This window comes from Mycobacterium sp. ML4 (genome assembly GCF_054515735.1).
In genome coordinates this window covers 81,901-103,513 of the sequence record NZ_JBTNSY010000021.1, presented here as the reverse complement: position 1 = coordinate 103,513, position 21,613 = coordinate 81,901, and the positions used below count along the sequence as shown (strand labels likewise).

General features: G+C 64.4%; 15 protein-coding genes. 11 read left to right on the top strand and 4 right to left on the bottom strand.

Features of this window, described 5'->3' with window-relative positions:
* The first annotated feature begins 255 nt into the window (after positions 1-255).
* Positions 256-1,665 (top strand): hypothetical protein, encoded by a 1,410-nt coding sequence (locus ACX9NE_RS22285; RefSeq protein ID WP_459363242.1) that lies wholly within the window; start codon positions 256-258, stop codon positions 1,663-1,665.
* A gap of 324 nt (positions 1,666-1,989) precedes the next feature.
* Here ACX9NE_RS22285 and ACX9NE_RS22280 read toward each other — a convergent pair whose 3' ends face one another.
* Positions 1,990-2,466: a hypothetical protein gene (locus ACX9NE_RS22280; protein ID WP_459363241.1), complete on the bottom strand. Its 477-nt coding sequence runs from the start codon at positions 2,464-2,466 to the stop codon at positions 1,990-1,992.
* Positions 2,467-2,485: 19 nt separating this feature from the next.
* Positions 2,486-6,760: a cation-translocating P-type ATPase gene (locus tag ACX9NE_RS22275; protein ID WP_459363240.1), complete on the bottom strand. Its 4,275-nt coding sequence runs from the start codon at positions 6,758-6,760 to the stop codon at positions 2,486-2,488.
* Positions 6,761-7,103: 343 nt separating this feature from the next.
* On the opposite strand from ACX9NE_RS22275, the gene ACX9NE_RS22270 reads away from it, so the two are divergent.
* The 3 genes from ACX9NE_RS22270 to ACX9NE_RS22260 all read left to right on the top strand — a co-directional run bounded on the left by ACX9NE_RS22270 (position 7,104) and on the right by ACX9NE_RS22260 (position 9,394).
* A complete protein-coding gene (locus ACX9NE_RS22270) occupies positions 7,104-7,412 on the top strand; it encodes a hypothetical protein (protein ID WP_459363239.1) in 309 nt (102 codons plus the stop codon).
* A 212-nt stretch (positions 7,413-7,624) separates the two neighbouring features.
* Positions 7,625-8,485, top strand: coding sequence for a hypothetical protein (locus ACX9NE_RS22265; protein WP_459363238.1), 861 nt, complete (start codon positions 7,625-7,627; stop codon positions 8,483-8,485).
* A gap of 117 nt (positions 8,486-8,602) precedes the next feature.
* A complete protein-coding gene (locus tag ACX9NE_RS22260; protein WP_459363237.1) occupies positions 8,603-9,394 on the top strand; it encodes a hypothetical protein in 792 nt (263 codons plus the stop codon).
* On the opposite strand, the gene ACX9NE_RS22255 is transcribed toward ACX9NE_RS22260, so the two are convergent.
* Entirely contained in the window at positions 9,391-10,218 is an 828-nt protein-coding gene (locus tag ACX9NE_RS22255; protein ID WP_459363236.1) for an acyl-CoA thioesterase, read from the bottom strand. The two genes, ACX9NE_RS22260 and ACX9NE_RS22255, sit on opposite strands and share 4 nt — an antisense overlap.
* A gap of 35 nt (positions 10,219-10,253) precedes the next feature.
* A complete protein-coding gene (locus ACX9NE_RS22250) occupies positions 10,254-11,261 on the bottom strand; it encodes a CobW family GTP-binding protein (protein WP_459363235.1) in 1,008 nt (335 codons plus the stop codon).
* 175 nt (positions 11,262-11,436) lie between these two features.
* On the opposite strand from ACX9NE_RS22250, the gene ACX9NE_RS22245 reads away from it, so the two are divergent.
* The 7 genes from ACX9NE_RS22245 (at position 11,437) to ACX9NE_RS22215 (ending at position 21,523) form a co-directional block, all read left to right on the top strand.
* On the top strand, positions 11,437-12,975 hold the full coding sequence (locus ACX9NE_RS22245; RefSeq protein WP_459363234.1) for a Re/Si-specific NAD(P)(+) transhydrogenase subunit alpha: 1,539 nt from the start codon (positions 11,437-11,439) through the stop codon (positions 12,973-12,975).
* A gap of 29 nt (positions 12,976-13,004) precedes the next feature.
* On the top strand, positions 13,005-14,426 hold the full coding sequence (gene pntB / locus ACX9NE_RS22240; protein ID WP_459363233.1) for a Re/Si-specific NAD(P)(+) transhydrogenase subunit beta: 1,422 nt from the start codon (positions 13,005-13,007) through the stop codon (positions 14,424-14,426).
* Between the two features lie 140 nt (positions 14,427-14,566).
* On the top strand, positions 14,567-16,048 hold the full coding sequence (locus ACX9NE_RS22235) for a PecA family PE domain-processing aspartic protease (RefSeq protein ID WP_459363232.1): 1,482 nt from the start codon (positions 14,567-14,569) through the stop codon (positions 16,046-16,048).
* 76 nt (positions 16,049-16,124) lie between these two features.
* Positions 16,125-17,276 (top strand): AAA family ATPase, encoded by a 1,152-nt coding sequence (locus ACX9NE_RS22230; RefSeq protein ID WP_459363231.1) that lies wholly within the window; start codon positions 16,125-16,127, stop codon positions 17,274-17,276.
* Between the two features lie 48 nt (positions 17,277-17,324).
* Positions 17,325-17,933 carry a TetR family transcriptional regulator gene (locus ACX9NE_RS22225; protein ID WP_459363230.1) on the top strand — a complete coding sequence of 203 codons (609 nt, stop codon included), beginning with the start codon at positions 17,325-17,327 and terminating at the stop codon, positions 17,931-17,933.
* Positions 17,934-18,191: 258 nt separating this feature from the next.
* Positions 18,192-18,611 carry an MmpS family transport accessory protein gene (locus ACX9NE_RS22220; RefSeq protein ID WP_459363247.1) on the top strand — a complete coding sequence of 140 codons (420 nt, stop codon included), beginning with the start codon at positions 18,192-18,194 and terminating at the stop codon, positions 18,609-18,611.
* Positions 18,608-21,523: an MMPL/RND family transporter gene (locus ACX9NE_RS22215; RefSeq protein WP_459363229.1), complete on the top strand. Its 2,916-nt coding sequence runs from the start codon at positions 18,608-18,610 to the stop codon at positions 21,521-21,523. The genes ACX9NE_RS22220 and ACX9NE_RS22215 overlap by 4 nt, the downstream gene beginning before the upstream one ends.
* Positions 21,524-21,613 lie beyond the last annotated feature (90 nt).

Here is a 21,613-nt window from a genome sequence, read left to right as displayed (position 1 = left end):
CTTATATGGAATCTTCGCGCGAGATTCCTTCACCCGCCACGGTTTCCACTCGCCGTGCCAATGACACCGACTGTTGAAGATGACATCCGACAGCTGCTCGAAGCAGGCGCTGATCACCACTTCGGATTCAGCCACAACCTCGCACTGACATCGATGTCCATCGCACCTGATCGTGTCGCAGCACTGGCCGCGAGTGTCAAATTCAACGCCGTCGACGCGTGGGAACTCCTGCGGCCCATAGGCGGCTACTGTTCAGTGTCCACCGACGTCGTGCGATTCACCGGCGGCAAGGCCCGGGTCGCTTCCTTCTCACCGAGCGACTTCCAGGCGATCGGAGGCGTGTACCTCGGCAGCCACCAAGGCACCTGGATGAAACGCAAGACGGTTGTAGTCGACGCACCTCTCCCGCCGTCTCGGACAATGAGACGTCAGATTTACCACGGTGACTCGCATTATCTCGACGGACCAATCACCAGCGGCGGCCAATCCGATGGATTCACGACGATACACATGCCATCAGGATTGGAGGTTCTATCAGCCCTAGCAGTCGACCACGGGCTGCGATTGACTGAGAGCGCTCCGGGTAAGGCGGCGGAGCATCTGATCCGCGCAGCGGGACGGTACCTCTCGATGTTCGCGGCACCGGGTGTCGTTGAAACGCTCAGCGAGCTGACGCGCGGCCGCAACGTCAGCATTGTAAAGCGGCGGCTGAACCAGTTCCTCGCTGATCCACAACCCGACGAGTCGTCCGACCGGTATCAGGCGCTCCTCGACCGCCTGGACCGAGGCTTCGGGTCTCCCGATTCCGAAGAACTCAGTTATCCCACGTTCGATCGGATGAGGCAGTTGTTGCGCATGCGTCGCGACGCAGCCCAACAGTGGGTCAGCTGGGCGATGGCGGGCGGCCTGGTCCTCCGGGGCGTAGAAGCGAACTGCACCCGATGCGGCCACAAGCAATGGCGGCCGCTGAGCGAGGCCATTCCGTCGCTCGTGTGCCATGCCTGCGGCTGCACGATAGACAGTCCCCACGGCCACAACCAGATCAACTACCGCTACCGGGCCAGTGAACTCCTGTTGCGAGCGATGAGCCATGACGTGCTCTCGCACGTCCTAGCCATGCGGTACGTGTGCAATAAGTTGGGCGGCAGGTCACATGTGTTCGGCGGATATCCGGGAGTGGAGTTCCGAAAGCCCGACAACGATCGCGTCGAGGCAGAGGCCGACGTGATCGTTGTTCTTCGCAACGGGGAAATCGTTCTGGGAGAGTGCAAGGCGAACGCACGTGGTCTTTCTCCCGAGGAGTTGGACAAACTGTGGGGCGCAGCCGACCAGCTCGGCGCCCGAGCGACCTTCGCCGCAACACTGGATCGCGCCGCCAACTGTGGCCAAGAATGGCGAGTGACCGAGGGACCCACCGGACGACCGCACTTCGCCCTCGCCGCCGAGCACCTGTTCGACCTCCGCGGCGGGATGGGGGCGTCAGACGAGGATCTCTTCGCTTGGCGGGCCGACTACTCCCCGAGATTCAACACGAACCGCGAGGAAATCACAGGGGCGGAGCTCGCGCGTCGGATCGACGACGAGTTCGGTGAGTATGTCGAGCGGACCGCCACGGACTACGACCAACACACCCGTGCCCCGTGGACGAGGTCACCGAACGATTGACCGACGGCTCCGCGAAGCGGAAACCCATCCGTCGGATGGCGAGGTGTGCGGGCTGCTCTCGCTGTGCCCGACGCTGCATCAGCGGTGAACACCGTTCGGGCCGAACAGGCCCACTCGATGACGCCGACCATTCAGCCAGCACCGCGCAAGAATCGGAGCTCGGACGCTGACCGGAAGCGAAGTTGCCCAAATTCAGTGAGAAAAGTCGCGATCGAAATTCTCATTAGAACTGAGTAATACAGGTCGGACTGGTAAAACTGCCCCAGATTCGATGAGAATGGACAGCAAAAGTCGGTATGCCGCGGTGACGGTCGCACAGCATTCTTAAATGGTCGGGCTCTTTCTTGAGAACGGGCTGCCGATCACGATCGGAGGTCCGAGCACATCCTCCATGACTTGCCCAAGTGCCGACAAGGACCGGTTCTGGTGCTGCTTGACCAGCACATGCCCGCCCAACACGATCAGGGCAATGGGCAATTCGACGGCTCCTAACGCAAGCAGTCCCACTAAACCCGCGACGTAGACGACGTCGTGGGTTACGGGTGTGACGACCTTCCCGACGAACGGCAATTCGACCTCGCGTCGTTCCAGCTCCTTTAATTTCCGCAAGGCAGCGACGCGCTTGGAGTTCGGGTGTTCGGCGGCGTACACAGCCCAGCGCTTGCCCAGCGCAACTTCGTCGGCCGAAAGTAAGGAGAAGTCGAACTCGCCCGAGTCGAAATCCGCTTCCGCGGAACCGCATTCTTCAGTCGCGCGCAATCCCGCCGACGCGCTTGTCTGGTTTTCATCCACTGTCGTCATATTTCTTCCTAGTCGTCGGTCAGCCAGTCGGCACAAGGTCACGGCGCACGACGGGCAGCCAGTCGTCAACGTCGTCGCCGTCGTCACTACCTGGGAGTTGCCGGGCCCACGTACCGACCGACCCCATCACGCTGTTGACACCCTGATCGGCCCCACTGGCAAACCTGGTGACGCGCTTGCCGATCGCCGAAGCTATCCGAAGCAACAGGTCCGGCTTGGCGGCGGTCAGGAAAGTCAGGGCGACGGCCGGGGCGACACCTTCCAGCCAGGCCAATGGACCCAGTGGCACGCACCCGACGAGTTGGCTGACCCCCGGCGTCGAGACCAGCGCGGCCAGCGCCACAAAGGTTCCGGCGCAGGTGGCGACCACCAGCGGGTCGCGAGACTCCAGCAGCGTCTGCCCGAGCTGCGTCGTGACGAGCCCCACCAGACCCACCGTCGCTGCGCGCCGCGGGTTCGCGCGGGTAAAGGTGGCCAGGCTCCACGAGATACTCGAGCCGATCGTCGTTGCTGCACCGCGGATAGCGACGGTGTGAGACAGGTCGTCCATGTTGATCCCGCGCTCGGACGGGGGTCGCTGACTGCGAACCGCGCTCACCGCGACCGCTGTGGTGGGGAAAACGTCGGTCAGCAGGTTGACGAGCAGGATCTGCCGTGCAGTCAGTGGCGCGGTGCCGCGCACGATCGTTCCGTACATGTTGAAGGCCACTTCACCGGCGTTGCCGCCAAGCAGCATGGCGACCGCTGCCTGCGCTTGTTGCCAGAGTCGCTGGCCCTCGTCGATGGCGATCAAGAGACTTCCGACGCGGCCCTCGGTCAGGACCACGTCCGCAGCGCCGCGGGCCGGATCGCTCCCGTGCGACGACACACCCACTCCCACCGCGGCGGCACGAATGGCAGCAGCGTCGTTCGCGCCGTCTCCCACCATCGCGCAGATCCGCCCGGACTGGCTGATCTGCTGAACGATCTGCACCTTCTGCTCGGGCGACATCCGTGCGTAGATGACGTTGTTCTTGACCACCTCCGCCCGCTCGCTGATCGACAACCGCTCCCAGCGAGCTCCGGTGATGACACAGTCGTCCGGGACCAGCAGGCCGATCTGACGAGCGATGGCGCGCGCGGTCGCCGGATGGTCACCCGTGATGACGCGTACGCCGATGTCGCGTCGCGCCAGCCCGAGCAGCAGTTCCTTCGCGTCGGACCTTGGAGTATCCGTGATTCCGAGGAACCCCAACAGCCGCAACCCACCGGCGCACAGCGGTTCCAGGCCCTTCTCCTGAGCGATCACAAGGTCATCGTCGGTCAAAGTCCGCTCGGCGACCGCGATGACCCGCAGGCCGCTGGCGGCCATCTCATGGACGTGGGTCAGCAGCGCCTCACGGGTGGCGTCGTCCCGGCCCTCGACACACGCCGCCAGGACGACCTCCGGCCCTCCTTTGACCGCGAGCGTGCGGTCGTCCAGCCCTGCCGCATATGCCCGCCCGGCGCGAAATGGCAACTCGCGGTCCCGTTTCGGCTGGGATCCGGCTCGTGAAACGACTGCGGCGTCGGTGGCCTGCAGGGGTGCGTGCTCGTGGATCGGTACCGGCGTCGCCAGCGCTGCACGCTCGAGAATCACGCCCTCGTCGAAGCCCGGCTGTGCAGAAATCGCCGTCACCACCAGGCGGTTCTCACTGAGCGTGCCGGTCTTGTCGAAACACACGACCTCGACCCGCCCCAGTGTCTCGACCGATCGCGGAGCCCTGACGAGAACGTGGCGCCGGGTAAGGCGCCTGGCAGCTTCGCGCTGGGCCAGTGTGGCCACCAGTGGCAGACCCTCGGGCACCGCCGCGACGGCGCAGTAGACCCCGCCGGTCACAGCCTCCCGAATTCCCGATCCACGAAGCAGAGCGGTCGCGACCACGGCGGCACCGCCGGTGAGGGTCCAGGGCAGCACCTTCGCGGTGACCCGGGCGAGCTGGGCGTGCAGCCCCACCTCATCCCGTCGACGGGGTGCCAGCGCCATGGCCCGGCCCGCAGCGGTCGCGTCGCCTACCGCGACCACCACCGCGCGGCACATTCCACTGAGCACCGTCGAGCCTTCGTAAATCATGCAAGCCCGCTCGGCCAGGGGACGGCCCGGTGTCGGGTCGGGTTTTTTCGCGACCGGCAGCGACTCACCCGTCAGCGACGATTCGTCGACCTCCACGGCTACCGCGTGCAATACGCGCGCATCCGCCGGGACGACCTCGCCGCCCCGGACTTCGATGATGGTTCCAGGCGTCAGTTGCTCGGTCTCGATCAACGTGAATTGGTTGGGCGCCAGGACAATACGGGCCGGTGGCGTCTGGGCGCTGAGCATCTTGGTTAGCTGGCGATCCGAGTTGAGTCGTTGCGCGGCAGCGATCCCAGCGCTGCCCAGCAACACGACCCCGACCAGAGCAGCGTCGATGGGAGATCCGATGAGCGCACTCGCGAGTGCCCCGGTCGCCAGGATCGGTGTGAGCGGATCCTGCATCTCGTGCCACATGGCCTCGACGATGTCGCCGGCACCTGCAGCGAACCTGCCCGCCAGCGCGGACAACCGCGGCGTAGGTCCTTGGAGCCGTGCCGGCCCTGACTGATCGAGATCAGCCCGCAGCATTCGGAGTTGCTCTTCGGCTTGGTCGGTGTCCAGCGCGTGCCACTCGATGTCCGCCGCTGCGCGCGGATCGGCTTGTGTGGCCACCCCTCGCGCGATCACGTATCCGGGGATCAACGCAAGGGCCGCGGCCGCGATGCTCGGGCGCAAGCCCGCGGCCCGGACGCCCGGAAGGAGCGTGAGTGACCCGAGTACTGTTCCGGCAGCGGCCAATTCAACACCGCGCCGGGCTGCCGATTTCGCCGCGGGTATGGCGTCGATGATCCGACACGCCACTTTCAGGTGTGGCAACAGCACATGCGCAGTCCAGGCGGGCGGGCGATCCGAGGCCCAGACACCCATGCCAAGATCCGCGGCGGCAAAGGCGTGGCGGAGGTCGCCCCCGACAACGGCAACGACTTTCCCCTCCGCCTGCAACCGCCGCACTGCGTCGCGAATCCCGAGATCGACGTCGTCTCCCACGGACAGAAGTTCGTCAAACGTCCCGCGCAGGTGCCCGGGGTCTGCGTGGTCCACCGACACCAGCGTGAGCTCGGCCGCACGCGCCGCGGCAACGAGCGGTTCTGCGAACGGGTTCGCACTGCGCGATACCACGATCTCCAACCCCCGCAATTCGGGCAGCTGGTGCACGGGTGACAGTGAGCACCCGGTATGTACTCCTGGACCGAGGAGTCCGGTGTCAACGTCGATTTGAGCGCACTGCCACACCTTCGTGTGGAGTTCCCCGCTGACCCCGTTGACCTCTGTAACGCGCAGGCTGTCACTGACCAGCACTGCAGGGTCGACGATCAGAACATCGACGCCATCCAGATACCGCAGCGCATCGGGACGTAATACCAGGGTGTGATGGTTCCTATTCAGGGCTGCGCAGAACGTGGTGGCGAACGATTCACGCGCGTAGTTGAGCGCGCGTGGGGCAGCGACGATGACCGCTTCACTCGCCAGTGCCGCGCCGCCACTGAAACACAGGGCGACGGCGCCGGCAAGACCTGCCGCCGTCGCGGCTCGCGCGTAGTTTGCCGACTTCGTGTCCGGGATTGGTCGCGGCCGAGACAGTGGTGGCTGTGGCTCGCATGCGGCGCTCGCGGCCAGGCGAGGTTCGTGCTCCCGCCACGCATCCTCGGCCGCAAACGATTCAAGCAAACGCATGCTGCGAAGCAGGATGTCGGCGACGATCACCGACGGGGTGTGACCCAGCGACTGTGTGACGGCGGTTCCCAACGCGAGCACAGCATCGGCGCGCGCCGGGCCGAGTGCCCGCTCGAACACTCTGCGCACATCGGGCTGCGCCTCGGCGAACGTGGTCACAGCGGCGAATGCTCGAGGCAGTCTGGGCATCCGCGCCACCTGCAGCGCCGCCGTCACCCCTAGCGACGCAAACTTGGCCCCCAGCAGGAACAGCCGGTTGACGACCTCCGCGCCGTCCCCCGGAAGGTCGATGGTGGGCAGAGGGACAGACTGCGAGGACTCGGGCTCGGCGCACGACTCACCTGGCTCGACATGTTCGGCGAAGACCCGGTCGATCGCCTCCAGGATCCGGACCAATTGGTCGATGGTCGGCCCGTTTTCGCGGATCTCGACGACCAGCCGCGAAAGTGTCCAATTGAGTTGTGGCCGCGCGAGACCCGGTATGCTGCCGATCACCTTGTGCAAGACGGCCGCGTACTCCCCCACGGACGTCCCCTCAGGTACGCGCAGCTCGACCCAACCCCGGCCGTTGCCGGACCATCGGCGGCGGGGACGCTCCCCGCCGAACAGCTCGGCCGACGCTGCTGCGCCGCAGGTGATCACCGAACGAAGCCCCGAAACGATCGCCCCGATCGAGATATTCGTAGTGCACCGCCCTCTCGCAATGGTTAGCCTTGACACAACCGATTCAGGCAGCAGAATCAGTTCAGATTTGTGTGCGGCTTCACCGTATGGATCGAGAGGATCCACCAAGCAAACTAGAGAATCTGAAAAGCAAACAGATGACGAACAATTGGCCGCACCAGAAATCGAACGAGGGAGAGCCGCTGTGACGCTGCTGGAACGAGCAACCAAGTCCGTTAATTCGGTCGCCGACGAGACCGTTGCGACGGTCAGTCAGTTAGGACGCGCCATCGCCGATGGTGTTGTCATCACGGCAAATGACATTCGTGACGGTATCCGCGAGCGCCGCATCCGTCCGCGCCCGGTGGTCGCCGCCGCAGCGATCGGGCTGGTCGCCGCTGCCGAATGGCCCGTGGTGCTGGCGGTCGGCGGGGCCTCCGTGCTTGTCAACAAGCTCAAGAGCCAGTCGGCCGAGGCCGGCGATGGGGACGTCCCCGATTCCCCGAAGCAGTAACCGTCCGTAACGCCGGGTAGAACGGCCCGACGAACCAAATCGTCACGGTGACATAGTCATGTCACTCAAGGTTATTCACGTCTACGCGTTTCGTTTCCCGGCTTTTCGGAATTCGCTTGCTGACCGCAAGCTAACGTACCGGCCGCCCTTGACGGCTCCGGCGACCAAGTGATTCCGCAGCTACCGGACTGCAGCGGGTTTACGATGACGCCGTGGCGGACGTGACGGTGGCGATATTCACCTTCACCAAGAACGAAGCAACGGCCGTGACGGAGTTGCTGACCCGCCTGTGTGTCGACTTGCCGGTCTTCGGGACAACGGTGTGGCGGCCGGCAAAGCCGGGCGATGAAGCCTCGGAGGGCCGCCTGTCTGACGGCCGGACGGCCCGGCTGGAGCATCATGCCCTCAGTGCCCAAGGGAATGTCGTGGCGGCGGCCGCTCTGAGCCGATCGACCCGAGAGAACCGGGCCGACTACTACGTCTTTTACGGCTGCTGCGGAACAGTCGATCCCAACCTGATAGGCAGAGTATTCCGCGCCGAGAGGGTTTCGTACCTCTCCCTGGGAGTGGTCGCTGCTTCCGCCGACGGCGAAGTCGTCCAGCTGCAGAACAAGTGGATCGTTCGTACGCAACCCAGCGAGCAAGCTCCGCTCGAGGCAATTGAGCTGCGGGCCGGGGCAGCCGGCGCTCCAGGTTCGGTGTGGGGGCTGGCCGTTCCCGACGCCCACGTTCTCGCCACCGACAAAGTGATCAAGGTTTCGCCAGGTATCCCACCGGCGCCGTTGAATTCGGCGTCGGGTGTCCCTATCTACGCCAAGGAAAATTGGACGTACTCTCTGGCGCTCGCACTCCACTCTCAAATCGCGACTCAGCCCATACTCGTCGACATGGAGTCCTTCGGTATCGCTTCCACGATGCGTGCGTTGGGCTTGTGTGAGCGCGTGCTCGTCCTGCGGGTGGCGTCAGATGCGTTGACCAACAAGGCGGATCAACCCGATCAGGATCAACTCGAGTTTCTCAGAGCGGGTCTGCCCGAGTTGGCCTCGGCGGTGGCAACCATCTTGGGACTTTGAATGACGCCGGAACATACACCGCGGACACTGGAAAACGAAGTGCGTAGACTGCGCGCCGGCATCGTGAAGCATCCGCCGTCGACGCGTGACCCACGAGAGTCAGAAATGGTTCGCGTCGTGTCAGCCGCATCCCTGGCCTGGGACGGCCAGTTCGACCGGGTCGATCGCTTCTCTCGTCCGCTGCTGCCTTACGGCACCCTCACCGACCAACGAGCCAACCCGGCGATGACAGCACAGCTTTTCCTGGAACAGGTGGCTTCGGACTATCGACGAGTGGCGTCATGTCAACTTGACCTCCGCGAAGTCGAAGCTCGGCGCAATACCGCTGAGGGTGCGACGGCGCTGGAGCGTGCCGGAGTTGTGAGCCGACCGGTAGCGCCGCTCGCTGTCGGCCAACACCTTGCGGCCCAACACGGCGGCGCTGTGGACTTGGCGAGGGTGTTCGGGCCCTGGATAGGGACTGTAGAAAAGACGGGTCTTCAATCGCGATACGGCGCTACGTTCGGCGACGTCCTGGGACCCTTAGTTCTTGCCGCACTGGACAATTCGCCCGCCGGCACTTCGCTGCCCGACTGGTCTGGCCGGGTGGGAGAGATGTGGTGCGCCGAGTTCCTTGTCGCAGCGGCGGAAATTCTGAGATCACCGGCCTTGCTCAGCGGGTCACACATCGAAGGCCGAGCCATCACGACGGCACGCCAAGGCTCAGCTGACATCACCGAGACCGCGAACAAAGTTGTGGCGCTCGCCGAGGCGTTCCGCGCGGTCGAGGACGTGAGAGTGAGTGCGGCTGGCAATGTGCCGAAGGTTGAGCTTGTCCTTTCCGGCGACGTCCTCAGCAAAGCCGAGTTGGATCAACTGATGGCCGGTGCGGAGACGATAGGCGCGGATGTGGCGATTCTGCCTTCTTAGACCGGCGGCGACGCGAAGTACATTTCCTGCCGAACGGTACACACCAGGTCGCCGTTGCGGTTATACATCGTTCCGTTCGCCAGTGCGAGAGAGTCGGCGCTACTCGGCGAAGAGCGTTGCAAGAGAAGCCAGTCCGACAGCACCGCGGGTGAGTGAAACCAGACCGAGTGGTCGCGTTGAGACGACTCGCCGATACCCCCGTACGCAGCAAATGCCGGTTCGGTCAACGTGACGGCCGACAGGTAGGCCAGCAGGCTCGCGGCCAACACCGCGTCGTCGGGAACATCGCCATCCGGTCGCCACCACATCAGAGACCTTGCCGGGGGTGTGTTCTCGCTATGGACCACCCGTCGCTCGAACCAGCGCAGGCTGGCCCAGCGTCCCCGCGTGTTCTCGTCGGACTCGGCGAGGTGCGATGCTACCCAGGGCAACGTTTCCGGATCCGGCGCTTGCGGAAACGGCGGCTGGTAGACGACCTGAGCCGAGCCGGGATCGGCGACTTTGAACGACGACATTGCCTCCATCAGGATCTTGTCGTCTTGCCGGGCAGTCACCCTGCGCGCTGAAAACGTCCGTCCCTCTTGAAGATTGACCACCTCGAAGTCCACGGTCCGGCGCGAATCGCCGGACCGCAGAAAGTAGGTGTGCACACTGTGCGGCGTGCGGCCGGGAGCGGTGTAGCTGGCCGCCAGCAACGCCTGAGCCGCGATGTGGCCACCCAAGATGTGGTTGGCCGGCGCGGGCAGCTGGCGGCCGACGAACAGCCACGGTTCGGCTCGCGTGAGCGCCAGGGTGGCGAGCACGTCGCCGAGCGTAGAAGACATCGGGGGTATCTTGCCCGATCGGTGGCTCGCGGATTTCAGCAACTGAGCCGCCGGTAGTGCTCAAGCCGCCGCAGCGCCGCCGCAGGCGGCTTGCCGGTGGTGGGCTGCAGCGCCACGCGCAGTTGGGTTCGGACGACATCGGTGTCGAGATACATCCCGATCGCCACCAGGCAGTTTCCGACCGCCCGCGGCGGCGCCTTGGCTATATGTATGCCGCTTCCCACCACGTTGACGACATAGTTCCGGACCGACCGGCCGTGGCGGATCGCCACCACCCCTTTGAGCCGGAACACCGCGGCCGGCGGGTGTTCCAGCAAGTCGAAAACGGCATCGAGATCGACGCAGCCGGTGCTGGTGACGGTCACGGCGTCAGCATGGACATGCTCATGTGGGGCATCGGTCTCCACGAACAACTCCCGGAACGACAGTTGCCCAGCATCCTCATGCGTCCCGTCGAACAGCAATGCTGGGTCGATCCGGCCGGCCGTGGTGCCCACTACCTGTACCCGCGGATTACGCTGCGCCACCCGCTGTTTGACGCGCTCTACCAGCACGCTCCGCTCATCGTCGGGGACCTGATCGAGTTTGTTGACAACCACGAGCGACGCCACGCCGTAACGCACCGGAGGCAGGTCGCTGCGGTCGACGGTGTCGAAATGGTTTACGGCGTCGACAATGTCGATCAGACCGCCGCTGCGGACTCCGGACAACTTGCTGAAGCCGATGATCCGCGCGATCGACACCGGGTCGGCCAGGCCACTGGCCTCGACGATGATGGCATCAAGGCGGCGTGCCGGGTCTGCGAGTTTGCCGAGTGCATCGTCGAGCCCACCGTCGTCGGGCAGACAGCAGATACACCCTCCGGCGATCGACGCCGGCTCGTCGATCTGGCCGGCCACCAGGCCTGCGTCGACGTTGAGGTCGCCGAAGTCGTTGACGATCACCCCGACTCGCGTACCCGGGCTACGCAGCACGTGGTTGAGCAACGTCGTCTTGCCGGCGCCGAGATGGCCCGTGAGCGCGATCACCGGTATCGCAGACAACACCTTCTCCCCGACGTCGGCACCAGGTCATGGCAAGGCTAACCGGAGCGTGGAAACGGCCGGACTCCCTAGCCGTTTTCTTAGGTTTGGCTACCGGTGCCGTAGGCTTTGCGGCGATTTGTGAACGCAGACGCGCACCCCTTGGCGCTCGACCGACTGAACGGACTTCAAGCAAGTGATCATCGGAATACCGCGCGAGTCTCTCCCCGGTGAGACGCGCGTTGCCGCCACGCCGCAGACCGTCGGGCAGCTCATCAAGCTCGGCTACTCGGTGGTCGTTGAATCCGAGGCCGGTGCCGCCGCAAGCTTTCTGGACGGTGCCTACGTCGAGGCCGGCGCTGATGTCGGGCCCTCTGACCAGGCGTGGAGCGCCGACATCGTGTTGAAGGTGAACGCACCCAACGACGACGAGATCGCCGCCCTGCGCGACGGCGCAACCCTGGTCAGCCTCATCTCCCCCGGCCTGCACCCCGAACTGGTCGAGAAGTTGACCACCCGCAAGATCACCGTGCTCGCCATGGACGCGGTGCCACGCATCTCGCGGGCCCAGTCGCTGGACGTCTTGTCCTCCATGGCCAACATCGCCGGCTACCGCGCCGTGATTGAAGCGGCCCACGCATTCGGTCGCTTCTTCACCGGACAGGTGACAGCCGCCGGCAAAGTCCCGCCCGCCAAGGTGCTGGTGGTCGGCGCGGGGGTGGCAGGCCTTTCCGCGATCGGAGCGGCGGGCAGCCTGGGCGCCATCGTGCGTGCCACCGACCCGCGGCCCGAGGTCGCTGATCAGGTCAAGTCCCTTGGCGGCGAATATATTTCGGTCGACGACAGCGAAGCGGAGGTCTCTGCCACCGGATATGCCAAGGAGATGAGCGACGACTATAAGGCCCGTGAATCGCAGTTGTATGCCGAGCAGTGCAAAGACGTCGACATCATCATCACTACGGCGCTGATCCCAGGCAAACCGGCGCCGCGGATCATCACCGGTGACATGGTGGCCGCCATGAAACCGGGCAGCGTCATCGTCGACATGGCCGCCGCCAACGGGGGCAACGTCCAGGGCACGGTCAAGGACGAACTGGTCGTCACCGACAACGACGTGACCATCATCGGCTATACCGATTTGGCCGGACGCCTGCCCGCACAGTCATCGCAGCTGTACGGCACGAATCTGGTCAACCTGCTCAAGCTGATGACGCCGGAAAAGGACGGGCAGCTCGTCCTGAACTTCGACGACGTGGTGCAGCGGTCCATGACCGTCGTCCGCGACGGCGAGTCCACCTGGCCTCCGCCGCCGGTGCAGGTCTCCGCAACACCCGCGGTGCCGGCGGCCGCCGCCGCGCCGGCCAAGCAATCGCAGGCCAAACGACCGATGTCCACCCGACGCCGGCTGACGACCACACTCGTCGCCGCCGCGGTGCTGTTCGTCCTCATCGCGCTGTCCCCCGCCGCCCTACAGGTGCACCTGACGGTCTTCGCCCTGGCGATCGTCATCGGCTACTACGTGATCGGTCACGTTCATCACGCGCTGCACACCCCACTGATGTCGGTGACCAACGCGATCTCCGGAATCATCGTGCTGGGCGCTCTGCTGCAGATCGGTAAGGAGAATCTCGCGATCACCGTGGTGTCAGGCGCGGCGATCCTGCTGGCCAGCATCAACATCTTCGGCGGCTTCGCGGTGACGCGACGCATGCTGGCCATGTTCTCCCGCAGCTGAGTCTGCGCACCCAATCGGAGGATCATCCCTTGTTCACGATAGAAACCGCCGCCAAAGCGGCATACGTCGTCGCGGCCTTGCTCTTCATCTTGGCCCTCGCCGGGCTGTCCAGGCACGAAACATCCCGGGCCGGGAACACGTTCGGCATCTTCGGCATGGCGGTAGCGCTGGTCGCGACCATCGCACTGGCGATCAACGGACACATCCAGTCTTTGGGCGTGGCACTGCTGGCCGGTGCGGTGGCGATCGGCGCCGCGATCGGCCTGTGGCGCGCGCGGGTGGTCGAGATGACCGGTATGCCGGAACTGATCGCGCTGCTGCACTCGTTCGTCGGTCTGGCCGCGGTGCTGGTGGGCTGGAACGGTTACCTGTTCGTCGAGCGCAATCCCGGCGGCGCTGAGTCGGCCGCCCTGCGTGCGGAGGGCCTGGGTGGGATCCACTCGGCCGAGGTCGTCATCGGCGTCTTCATCGGCGCCGTGACATTCACCGGTTCGATCGTGGCCAACCTCAAACTATCGGCGCGGATCAAGTCGGCGCCGATGATGCTGCCGGGAAAGAACTTCCTCAACGTCGGCGCGCTGGTCGTTTTCGCCGCCCTCACGGTGTGGTTCGTGATCAACCCGACGATCTGGCTGCTCGCCGCGGTGACCCTGCTCGCGCTGCTGCTCGGCTGGCACCTGGTCGCCTCCATCGGCGGCGGGGACATGCCCGTCGTGGTGTCGATGCTGAACAGCTACTCCGGGTGGGCCGCCGCCGCCTCCGGCTTCCTGCTGAGCAATGATCTGCTGATCATCACCGGCGCCCTGGTCGGCTCCTCCGGTGCGTACCTGTCCTACATCATGTGCAAGGCGATGAACCGTTCGTTCATCTCCGTGATCGCCGGCGGGTTCGGCATCGAGGCGGGCCCGGCTGACGACAAGGACTACGGCGAGCACCGGGAGATCACCGCCGAAGGCGTCGCCGAACTGCTGGGATCAGCCGACTCGGTGATCATCACACCGGGGTACGGCATGGCTGTCGCGCAGGCCCAGAACGCCGTCGCCGAGCTGACCCGCAAACTGCGTGCCCGCGGCGTCAACGTCCGGTTCGGGATTCATCCCGTCGCCGGCCGCCTGCCCGGCCACATGAACGTGCTGCTGGCCGAGGCCAAAGTGCCCTACGACATCGTGCTGGAAATGGACGAGATCAACGACGACTTCCCCGACACGGCCGTTGTCCTCGTCATCGGCGCCAACGACACCGTCAATCCGGCCGCAGCCGAAGATCCGGGCAGCCCGATCGCCGGCATGCCGGTTCTGACGGTGTGGGAGGCCGACAACGTCATCGTGTTCAAGCGGTCGATGGCCTCCGGCTACGCGGGCGTGCAGAACCCACTGTTCTTCCGGGAGAACAGCGCGATGCTCTTCGGCGATGCGCGCGACCGCGTGGAGGCGATTCTCGCGGCCCTGTAGTGCCGACTCGCGCTGCGACAGCGGCCAATCCGTGTGAGTATGCGATGTAATGACGAACCGGTATCGGGAAAGCCCGGCTGCGGAGCTGGGAAGTCGATACGCTTGGCGCACACACCGATGACTGACGCATAGGGGGCGACGTGTCCTTTCTAGCCGTGGCTCCTGACTGGGTCGCGTCGGCTGCAGCGGATCTCGAGCACATCGGCTCATCGCTGAGCGCGGCCAACGCCGCGGCTGCCCTACCCACCACCGGGGTTGCGGCCGCCGCAGCGGATGAAGTCTCGGCTGCCATCGCGGCGCTGTTCGCCGGGTTCGGCCAGGAATACCAGTCGATCAACACGCAACTCAGTGCGTTCCAGCAGCAGTTCGTATCGCTGCTGGGTACTTCGGCCGGTTCGTATGCGAGTGCGGAGGCGACGGCCGCGTCCGTGCTTGACCCTGTTTTGAGCGTGATCAATGCGCCTACCCAGTTGCTGCTGGGACGTCCGCTGATCGGCGACGGAGCGCCGGGCACCGCCGCGTCGCCCAACGGCGGGGCCGGTGGGCTGCTGTACGGGAGCGGCGGCAACGGCTATTCCTCACCGACCGGGGGCGGCGCTGGCGGTCCGGCCGGCTTGATCGGCAATGGCGGCACCGGTGGAGCCGGGGCGCCATTCGCTAACGGGGGACCCGGTGGCACCGGCGGCCTGTTGTGGGGTGTCGCTGGCCACAGCGGTGCGGGATTGGACGGCAGGACCATCCCGATGCCCACCGTTGCCGGCACAGAACCGGTCGTCAACATCTCGGTCAATGGCGGCGGTAACGCGCCAATTCTGGTTGACACCGGATCCAAAGGCCTCGTCGTCCAGATGGCGGACGTTGGCGGCCCGCTCGGAATGCTCCGTATGGGCCTCCCGACCGGATTCAACATCAGCGCCTACAGCGGCGGATTGACGTACCTCTATGCCACCTATCCCACAACAATCGATTTCGGAAATGGCATAGTCACCGCACCTACCAGCGTCAACGTGGTCCTTTTGTCAATCCCCACCTCTCCATTCGCCATCAACGCATACTTCACCGAATTCCTGAAGAATCCGTTCACCACCCCGTTCGACGCTTACTTCGCTTCGGCTGGAGTGGACGGGGTTCTGGGTCTGGGACCGAACGCCGTGGGTCCTGGTCCCAGCATTCCGACACAGGCTCTACCGGGCGACCTGAACCAGGGCGTACTGATCAACATGCCTGCGCAGCAGCTGCAATTCGGTCCCAGCTCGCTGCTGCCGACGCCGAACGACAACATCCCAATTACCGGGGCGCCCATCAGTAACCTTTACGTACGGGTCGACAACGGTCCCGTCCAAACCGTCCCCTCGATCATCGATTCGGGCGGCGTAAACGGAACCATTCCCTCGTGGGTGATCGGCGGCGCCGGCAGCCTTCCGCCCAATACGACGATCCGCGTCTACGACAGTCCTAACGGTAATTTGCTGTACTCGTTCAACACCGCCTCCTATCAGCCCACGGTCATCTCGTCGGGCTTGATGAATACCGGGTACCGGCCCTTCTCGCAGCAACCGATTTACATCAGCTACAGCCCAGCCGGAGTCGGCACCACAATCTTCGATCACACCGGGACGTAACGGCGCTTAGCCAAGGCGCATTTGTTGCTCAGCGCTAGTTCCACCCCTGTCACCCCCCACCGATAAAGTCACCTCCATGCTGCAGACGATCGCCGTGCGCGGCTACCGCTCGCTGCGCGAGATCGTGCTCCCACTGGGCCGGTTGTCTGTCATCACCGGAGCCAACGGCACCGGCAAATCGTCGGTGTATCGGGCGCTGCGCCTGTTGGCCGACTGCGGACGCGGCGAGGTCATCGGCTCGCTGGCCCGCGAGGGCGGACTGGAATCAGTGCTGTGGGCCGGACCGGAGCAACTCGGCGGAGCCCGGCGGGGCGGCAAGGCTCAGGGCACCGCCCGCACCCGTCCGCTGTCGCTCGAACTCGGTTTCGCCGCAGACGATTTCGGCTATGTCGTCGATCTCGGCATACCGCAGATGGCGGGCATCCAATCGGCATTCTCGCAGGATCCGGAGATCAAACGCGAGGTGATATTCGCCGGTCCGGTGCTTCGGCGCGCCACCACCATGGTGCGCCGCACCCGCGAATTCGCAGAAATCAGTAGCGATTCCGGCTTCGACGAGTTGTGCCGAACACTCCCTTCCTATCGCAGCGTCCTCACCGAATACGCACATCCGCAAGCACTTCCAGAACTCGCAGCCGTGCGGGAACGGCTGCGAGGCTGGCGGTTCTACGACGGATTCCGCGTCGACGCCGCCGCTCCCGCCCGGCTACCACAGGTGGGCACCCGAACTCCCGTGCTCTCTGACGACGGCCGGGATCTCGCGGCGGCGATCCAGACGATCATCGAAGCGGGATTCGACGACCTGAGCCGAATCGTCGCCGAAGCGTTCGACGGCGCCACACTCACCGTCGATGTCAACAATGGTCTGTTCGACCTGCAACTGCAGCAGCGTGGCATGTTGCGCCCGCTGCGCGCAGCCGAATTGTCCGACGGCACATTGCGATTCCTGCTATGGGCGGCCGCGCTTCTCAGCCCCCAGCGGCCGCCGCTGATGGTGCTCAACGAGCCCGAGACATCGTTGCACCCGAGCCTGGTCGATCCACTCGCGGGACTGATCTGCGTGGCAGCCGAGCACACCCAGGTCGTGGTGGTCACCCATTCCAGTGCGCTGCGCGAGGCTCTCTCCGCCGCCTCGACGGAGATCGAGCTGTATAAGGATTTCGGCGAGACGCGCATCACTGGACAGAGTTTGCTGACGACACCGCCGTGGGACTGGGGCAAACGCTGACGCGCTCGATTTGACTGCAAAGTGTGCAGCTTGTGCAAATATGTGAGCATGGCGAATCAGTTGGGCCTGCGCGAGCGCCGCCGCCGCCAGACGAGTGCGGACATCCGCGGAGCCGCTGTGCGCCTTGCTCAGGCACGAGGCTGGGACAAGGTCACCATTGAGGAGATCTGCGCCCAGGCAGGCATCTCGACCCGCACGTTCTTCAACTACTTCCCGAACAAGGAGGCGGCCATCGCCTACGGCCCGTCGGACCTGCCGACCGAGCTGGCAGAGGAGTTTGTCGCCGCCGGGCCCGCCCCGTACTCCGTGGTACTGGCCGAGCTGATCACGCTGGCTGCGCACCATCTGCGCGATATGCCCCCACAGCGTGAACAGGCCGTTTGCATGCTTGAACTGGCCGACACCATCCCCGCGGTGCTGGCGGCGTTCCTGGCCGAGCTGGAACGGTTCGAGAAGCATTTGACCGACATCGTTGCCAAACGCCAGGGCTTGCCGTCCGATGACGAAATTCCGGCGCTGATCTCCGCGTTGGCGTTGACGGCCGTGCGTTCGGGCATCGAGCGCTGGTCCAGTGGCAAACCCGAGGATGCCGACGACACGCCGATGCCCTATGTCGAGCGGGCCGCCGCGCTGGTCAACAGCATTTTCACTAATTGACGGGCGTGACGGAAAACACATGAACTTGCATGATCTGCAAAAAGTGCAGATTATGTATCCATGGTCCGGTGGCGGAACTCGACTAAGCCTCGGTTGACCGAGCCTCCCGCCCGCCTCATGCCGGGCCATTTTGCGCCGCAGGGGGCGCCGCCACGGCCTATGCTGTCCGATTGTCCTGCGGCACAGCGCAACCCGAACCCGCAGACCGGAACAGGACTGCCTGGCCGGGAAGGGGTCGCGTAGGTGCAGGCGGCGAAGATGGTGCGCAACGCCTGGCTGCCGCTGCTGATCGTGGCCGTGGTGGCGATCGGCGGATTCACAGTGCACCGGGTCAAGTCATTCTTCACCGCCGAGAACGCGGACACTTTGACCAGCCCGAAGGTGGACGATTCAAAGCCGTTCAAGCCCAAAGTCGTCAAGTACGAGATTTTCGGCTCTGCAACCCACGCCAACGTGAACTACCTGGATCTGAGCGCGGAGCCGCGGCGTCTCGACGACGCGCCGCTGCCCTGGACGCTGGTCCTGACCACCACCGCGCCATCGGTGTTCCCCAACATCTCGGCGCAATCCGACGGTGATTACCTCGGCTGTCGCATCACCGTCGACGACGAAGTCAAGGATGAGAAAATAACCAACGGCGTGCACGCCCTGACCTCCTGCCTGGTGAAATCAGCATGAGCACGACCCTCGAGGACACGCGGCCCGACAACGCCGACACCGCTCCCATCCCCAAACACGCGGCCCGCCCGGCGATCCCGCGCTTCCTACGGAAGTTCGCGGTGCCCGTCATCATCGGCTGGATCGCACTGATCGCGGTCCTCAACGTCGTGGTCCCGCAACTCGACGAGGTCGGCAAGTTGCGTTCGGTCTCGATGAGCCCCGACGACGCACAATCTGTGATCGCGACCAAGCGCGTCGGCGAGGTGTTCAAGGAGTACAAGTCCAACAGCTCGGTGATGATCGTGCTGGAAGGCCAGAACCCGCTGGGCGCTGACGCGCATGCCTATTACGACCAGATCGTCCGCAAGCTTGAGGCCGACAAGCAGCACGTCGAGCACGTCCAGGACTTCTGGAGCGACCCGCTTACCGGGGCCGGAGCGCAAAGCAACGACGGCAAGGCCGCCTACGTCCAGGTCTATCTCGTCGGAAACATGGGCGAGACGAAGGCCAACGACTCGGTCGAGGCCGTCCAAAACATCGTTAAGGGGGCCACACCGCCCAGCGGGGTTAAGGCCTACGTCACCGGCCCCTCAGCCATGGAGGCCGACCAGCACCTGGCGGGTGACCGCAGCCTGCAACTCATCACGGCCGTGACCTTCGTCGTGATCATCGCTATGCTGCTCATGGTCTACCGGTCCATCGTCACGGTGCTGCTCACGCTGGGGATGGTGGTGTTCGAGCTGGCCGCGGCCCGCGGTGTGGTCGCGTTCCTCGGCTACCACCAGATCATCGGACTCTCCACGTTCGCCACGAACCTGTTGGTGACGTTGGCCATCGCGGCCGCAACCGACTACGCGATCTTCCTCATCGGTCGATATCAAGAGGCCAGGGCGGTCGGCGAATCGCGAGAAGACGCGTACTACACCATGTTCCACGGCACGGCGCACGTCGTACTCGGGTCGGGCATGACCATCGCCGGCGCCACTTTCTGCCTGCACTTCACCAACCTGCCTTACTTCCAGACGCTCGGCATCCCGCTCGCCATCGGCATGGTCGTGGTGGTGCTCGCGGCCCTGACGCTGGGCCCCGCGGTCATCGCCGTGGCATCGCGCTTCCGCCAGACCCTGGAGCCTAAGCGTGCGCAGCGAATTCGCGGCTGGCGTAAGATCGGTGCCGCGGTCGTGCGGTGGCCCGGCCCGATCCTGGTCATGACGATCGGCATCGCGCTTGTCGGCCTACTCACGCTGCCGGGGTACCGAACCAATTACAACGACCGCAACTACCTGCCGTCCGACCTTCCGGCCAACGCCGGCTACGCGGCCGCGGATCGGCACTTCTCCAAGGCGCGGATGAATCCCGAGCTGCTGATGATCGAAAGTGATCACGATCTGCGCAACTCCGCGGACTTCCTGGTCATCGACAAGATCGCCAAGGCCATCTTCCGGGTGCCCGGAATCAGTCGGGTGCAGGCGATCACCCGGCCCGAGGGTAAGCCGATCGAGCACACGTCGATCCCGTTCCAGATCAGCATGCAGGGCGTGTCCCAGCAGATGACGCAGAAGTATCAGGAAGATCAGATCGCCGACATGCTCAAGCAGTCGGACGAGATGCAGACGACCATCAACAGCATGGAGCAGATGCAGAGCATCACCGCGCAGATGGCCAACGAAATGCACGTGATGGTCGGCAAGATGCACGCGATGACGATCGACGTCGCCGAATTGCGGAACCACATGGCGGATTTCGAAGACTTCTTCCGGCCCATCCGCTCCTACTTCTACTGGGAGAAGCACTGCTACGACATTCCGGTGTGCTTTTCGTTGCGGTCGGTGTTTGACGCCCTCGACGGCATCGACAAATTGACCGACGACATCCAGAGCCTGCTGCCCGTGATGGATCACCTCGACACCCTGATGCCGAAGATGGTGGCGCTCATGCCCGAGATGATCCAGAACATGAAGAACATGAAAACCATGATGCTGAGCATGTATTCGACCCAGAAGGGTCTGCTGGAGCAGCAGCAGCGGGCGCAGCGCGACTCCTCGGCCATGGGCCGGGCATTCGACGCGTCCAGGAACGACGACTCGTTCTATCTGCCGCCGGAGACGTTCGACAACCCTGAGTTCAAGAAGGGTATGAAGAACTTCATCTCCCCCGACGGCCACGCCGTGCGCTTCATCATCAGCCACGACGGCGATCCGATGTCGGCAGAAGGCATTTCGCATATCGACGCGATCAAGAAGGCCACCTACGAGGCGCTCAAGGGCACTCCGATGGAGGGGTCCAAGATTCTGCTCGGCGGGACCGCGGCCACTTTCAAGGACATGCAGGACGGCAGCAACTACGACCTGCTGATCGCCGGAATCGCCTCGATGTGCCTGATTTTCATCATCATGCTGATCCTCACCCGAAGCGTGGTGGCCTCGGCGGTGATCGTAGGCACGGTATTACTTTCGCTGGGCGCGTCTTTCGGGCTTTCGGTGCTAATCTGGCAACACCTGATCGGCATCGAGCTGCACTGGATGGTGCTCGCGATGTCAGTGATCATCCTGCTCGCGGTCGGGGCGGACTACAACCTGCTGCTGGTGTCGCGGTTCAAAGAGGAGATCCACGCCGGACTGAACACCGGCATCATCCGGGCCATGGGCGGCACCGGATCGGTGGTCACCTCGGCGGGGCTGGTGTTCGCCTTCACGATGATGACAATGGCGGTCAGCGAGCTCATTGTGATCGGACAGGTCGGCACGACGATCGGTTTGGGTCTGCTGTTCGATACCCTGATCGTCCGATCACTCATGACGCCGTCGATCGCCGCGCTGCTGGGTAAGTGGTTCTGGTGGCCGCAACGCGTGCGTCAACGCCCCGTCCCCTCCCCCTGGCCGAAGCCGAGCGAGCAGCGGGCCGAGAAAGGTGCGCTGACCGCGGTCTGACTCCCCGGACGCCGAGTGGGAATACCGCGACACTTCGTCGGCGTGTCACGTCGTGCGATTCACACTCGGCGCGGTTCGCCGGCAGCGACG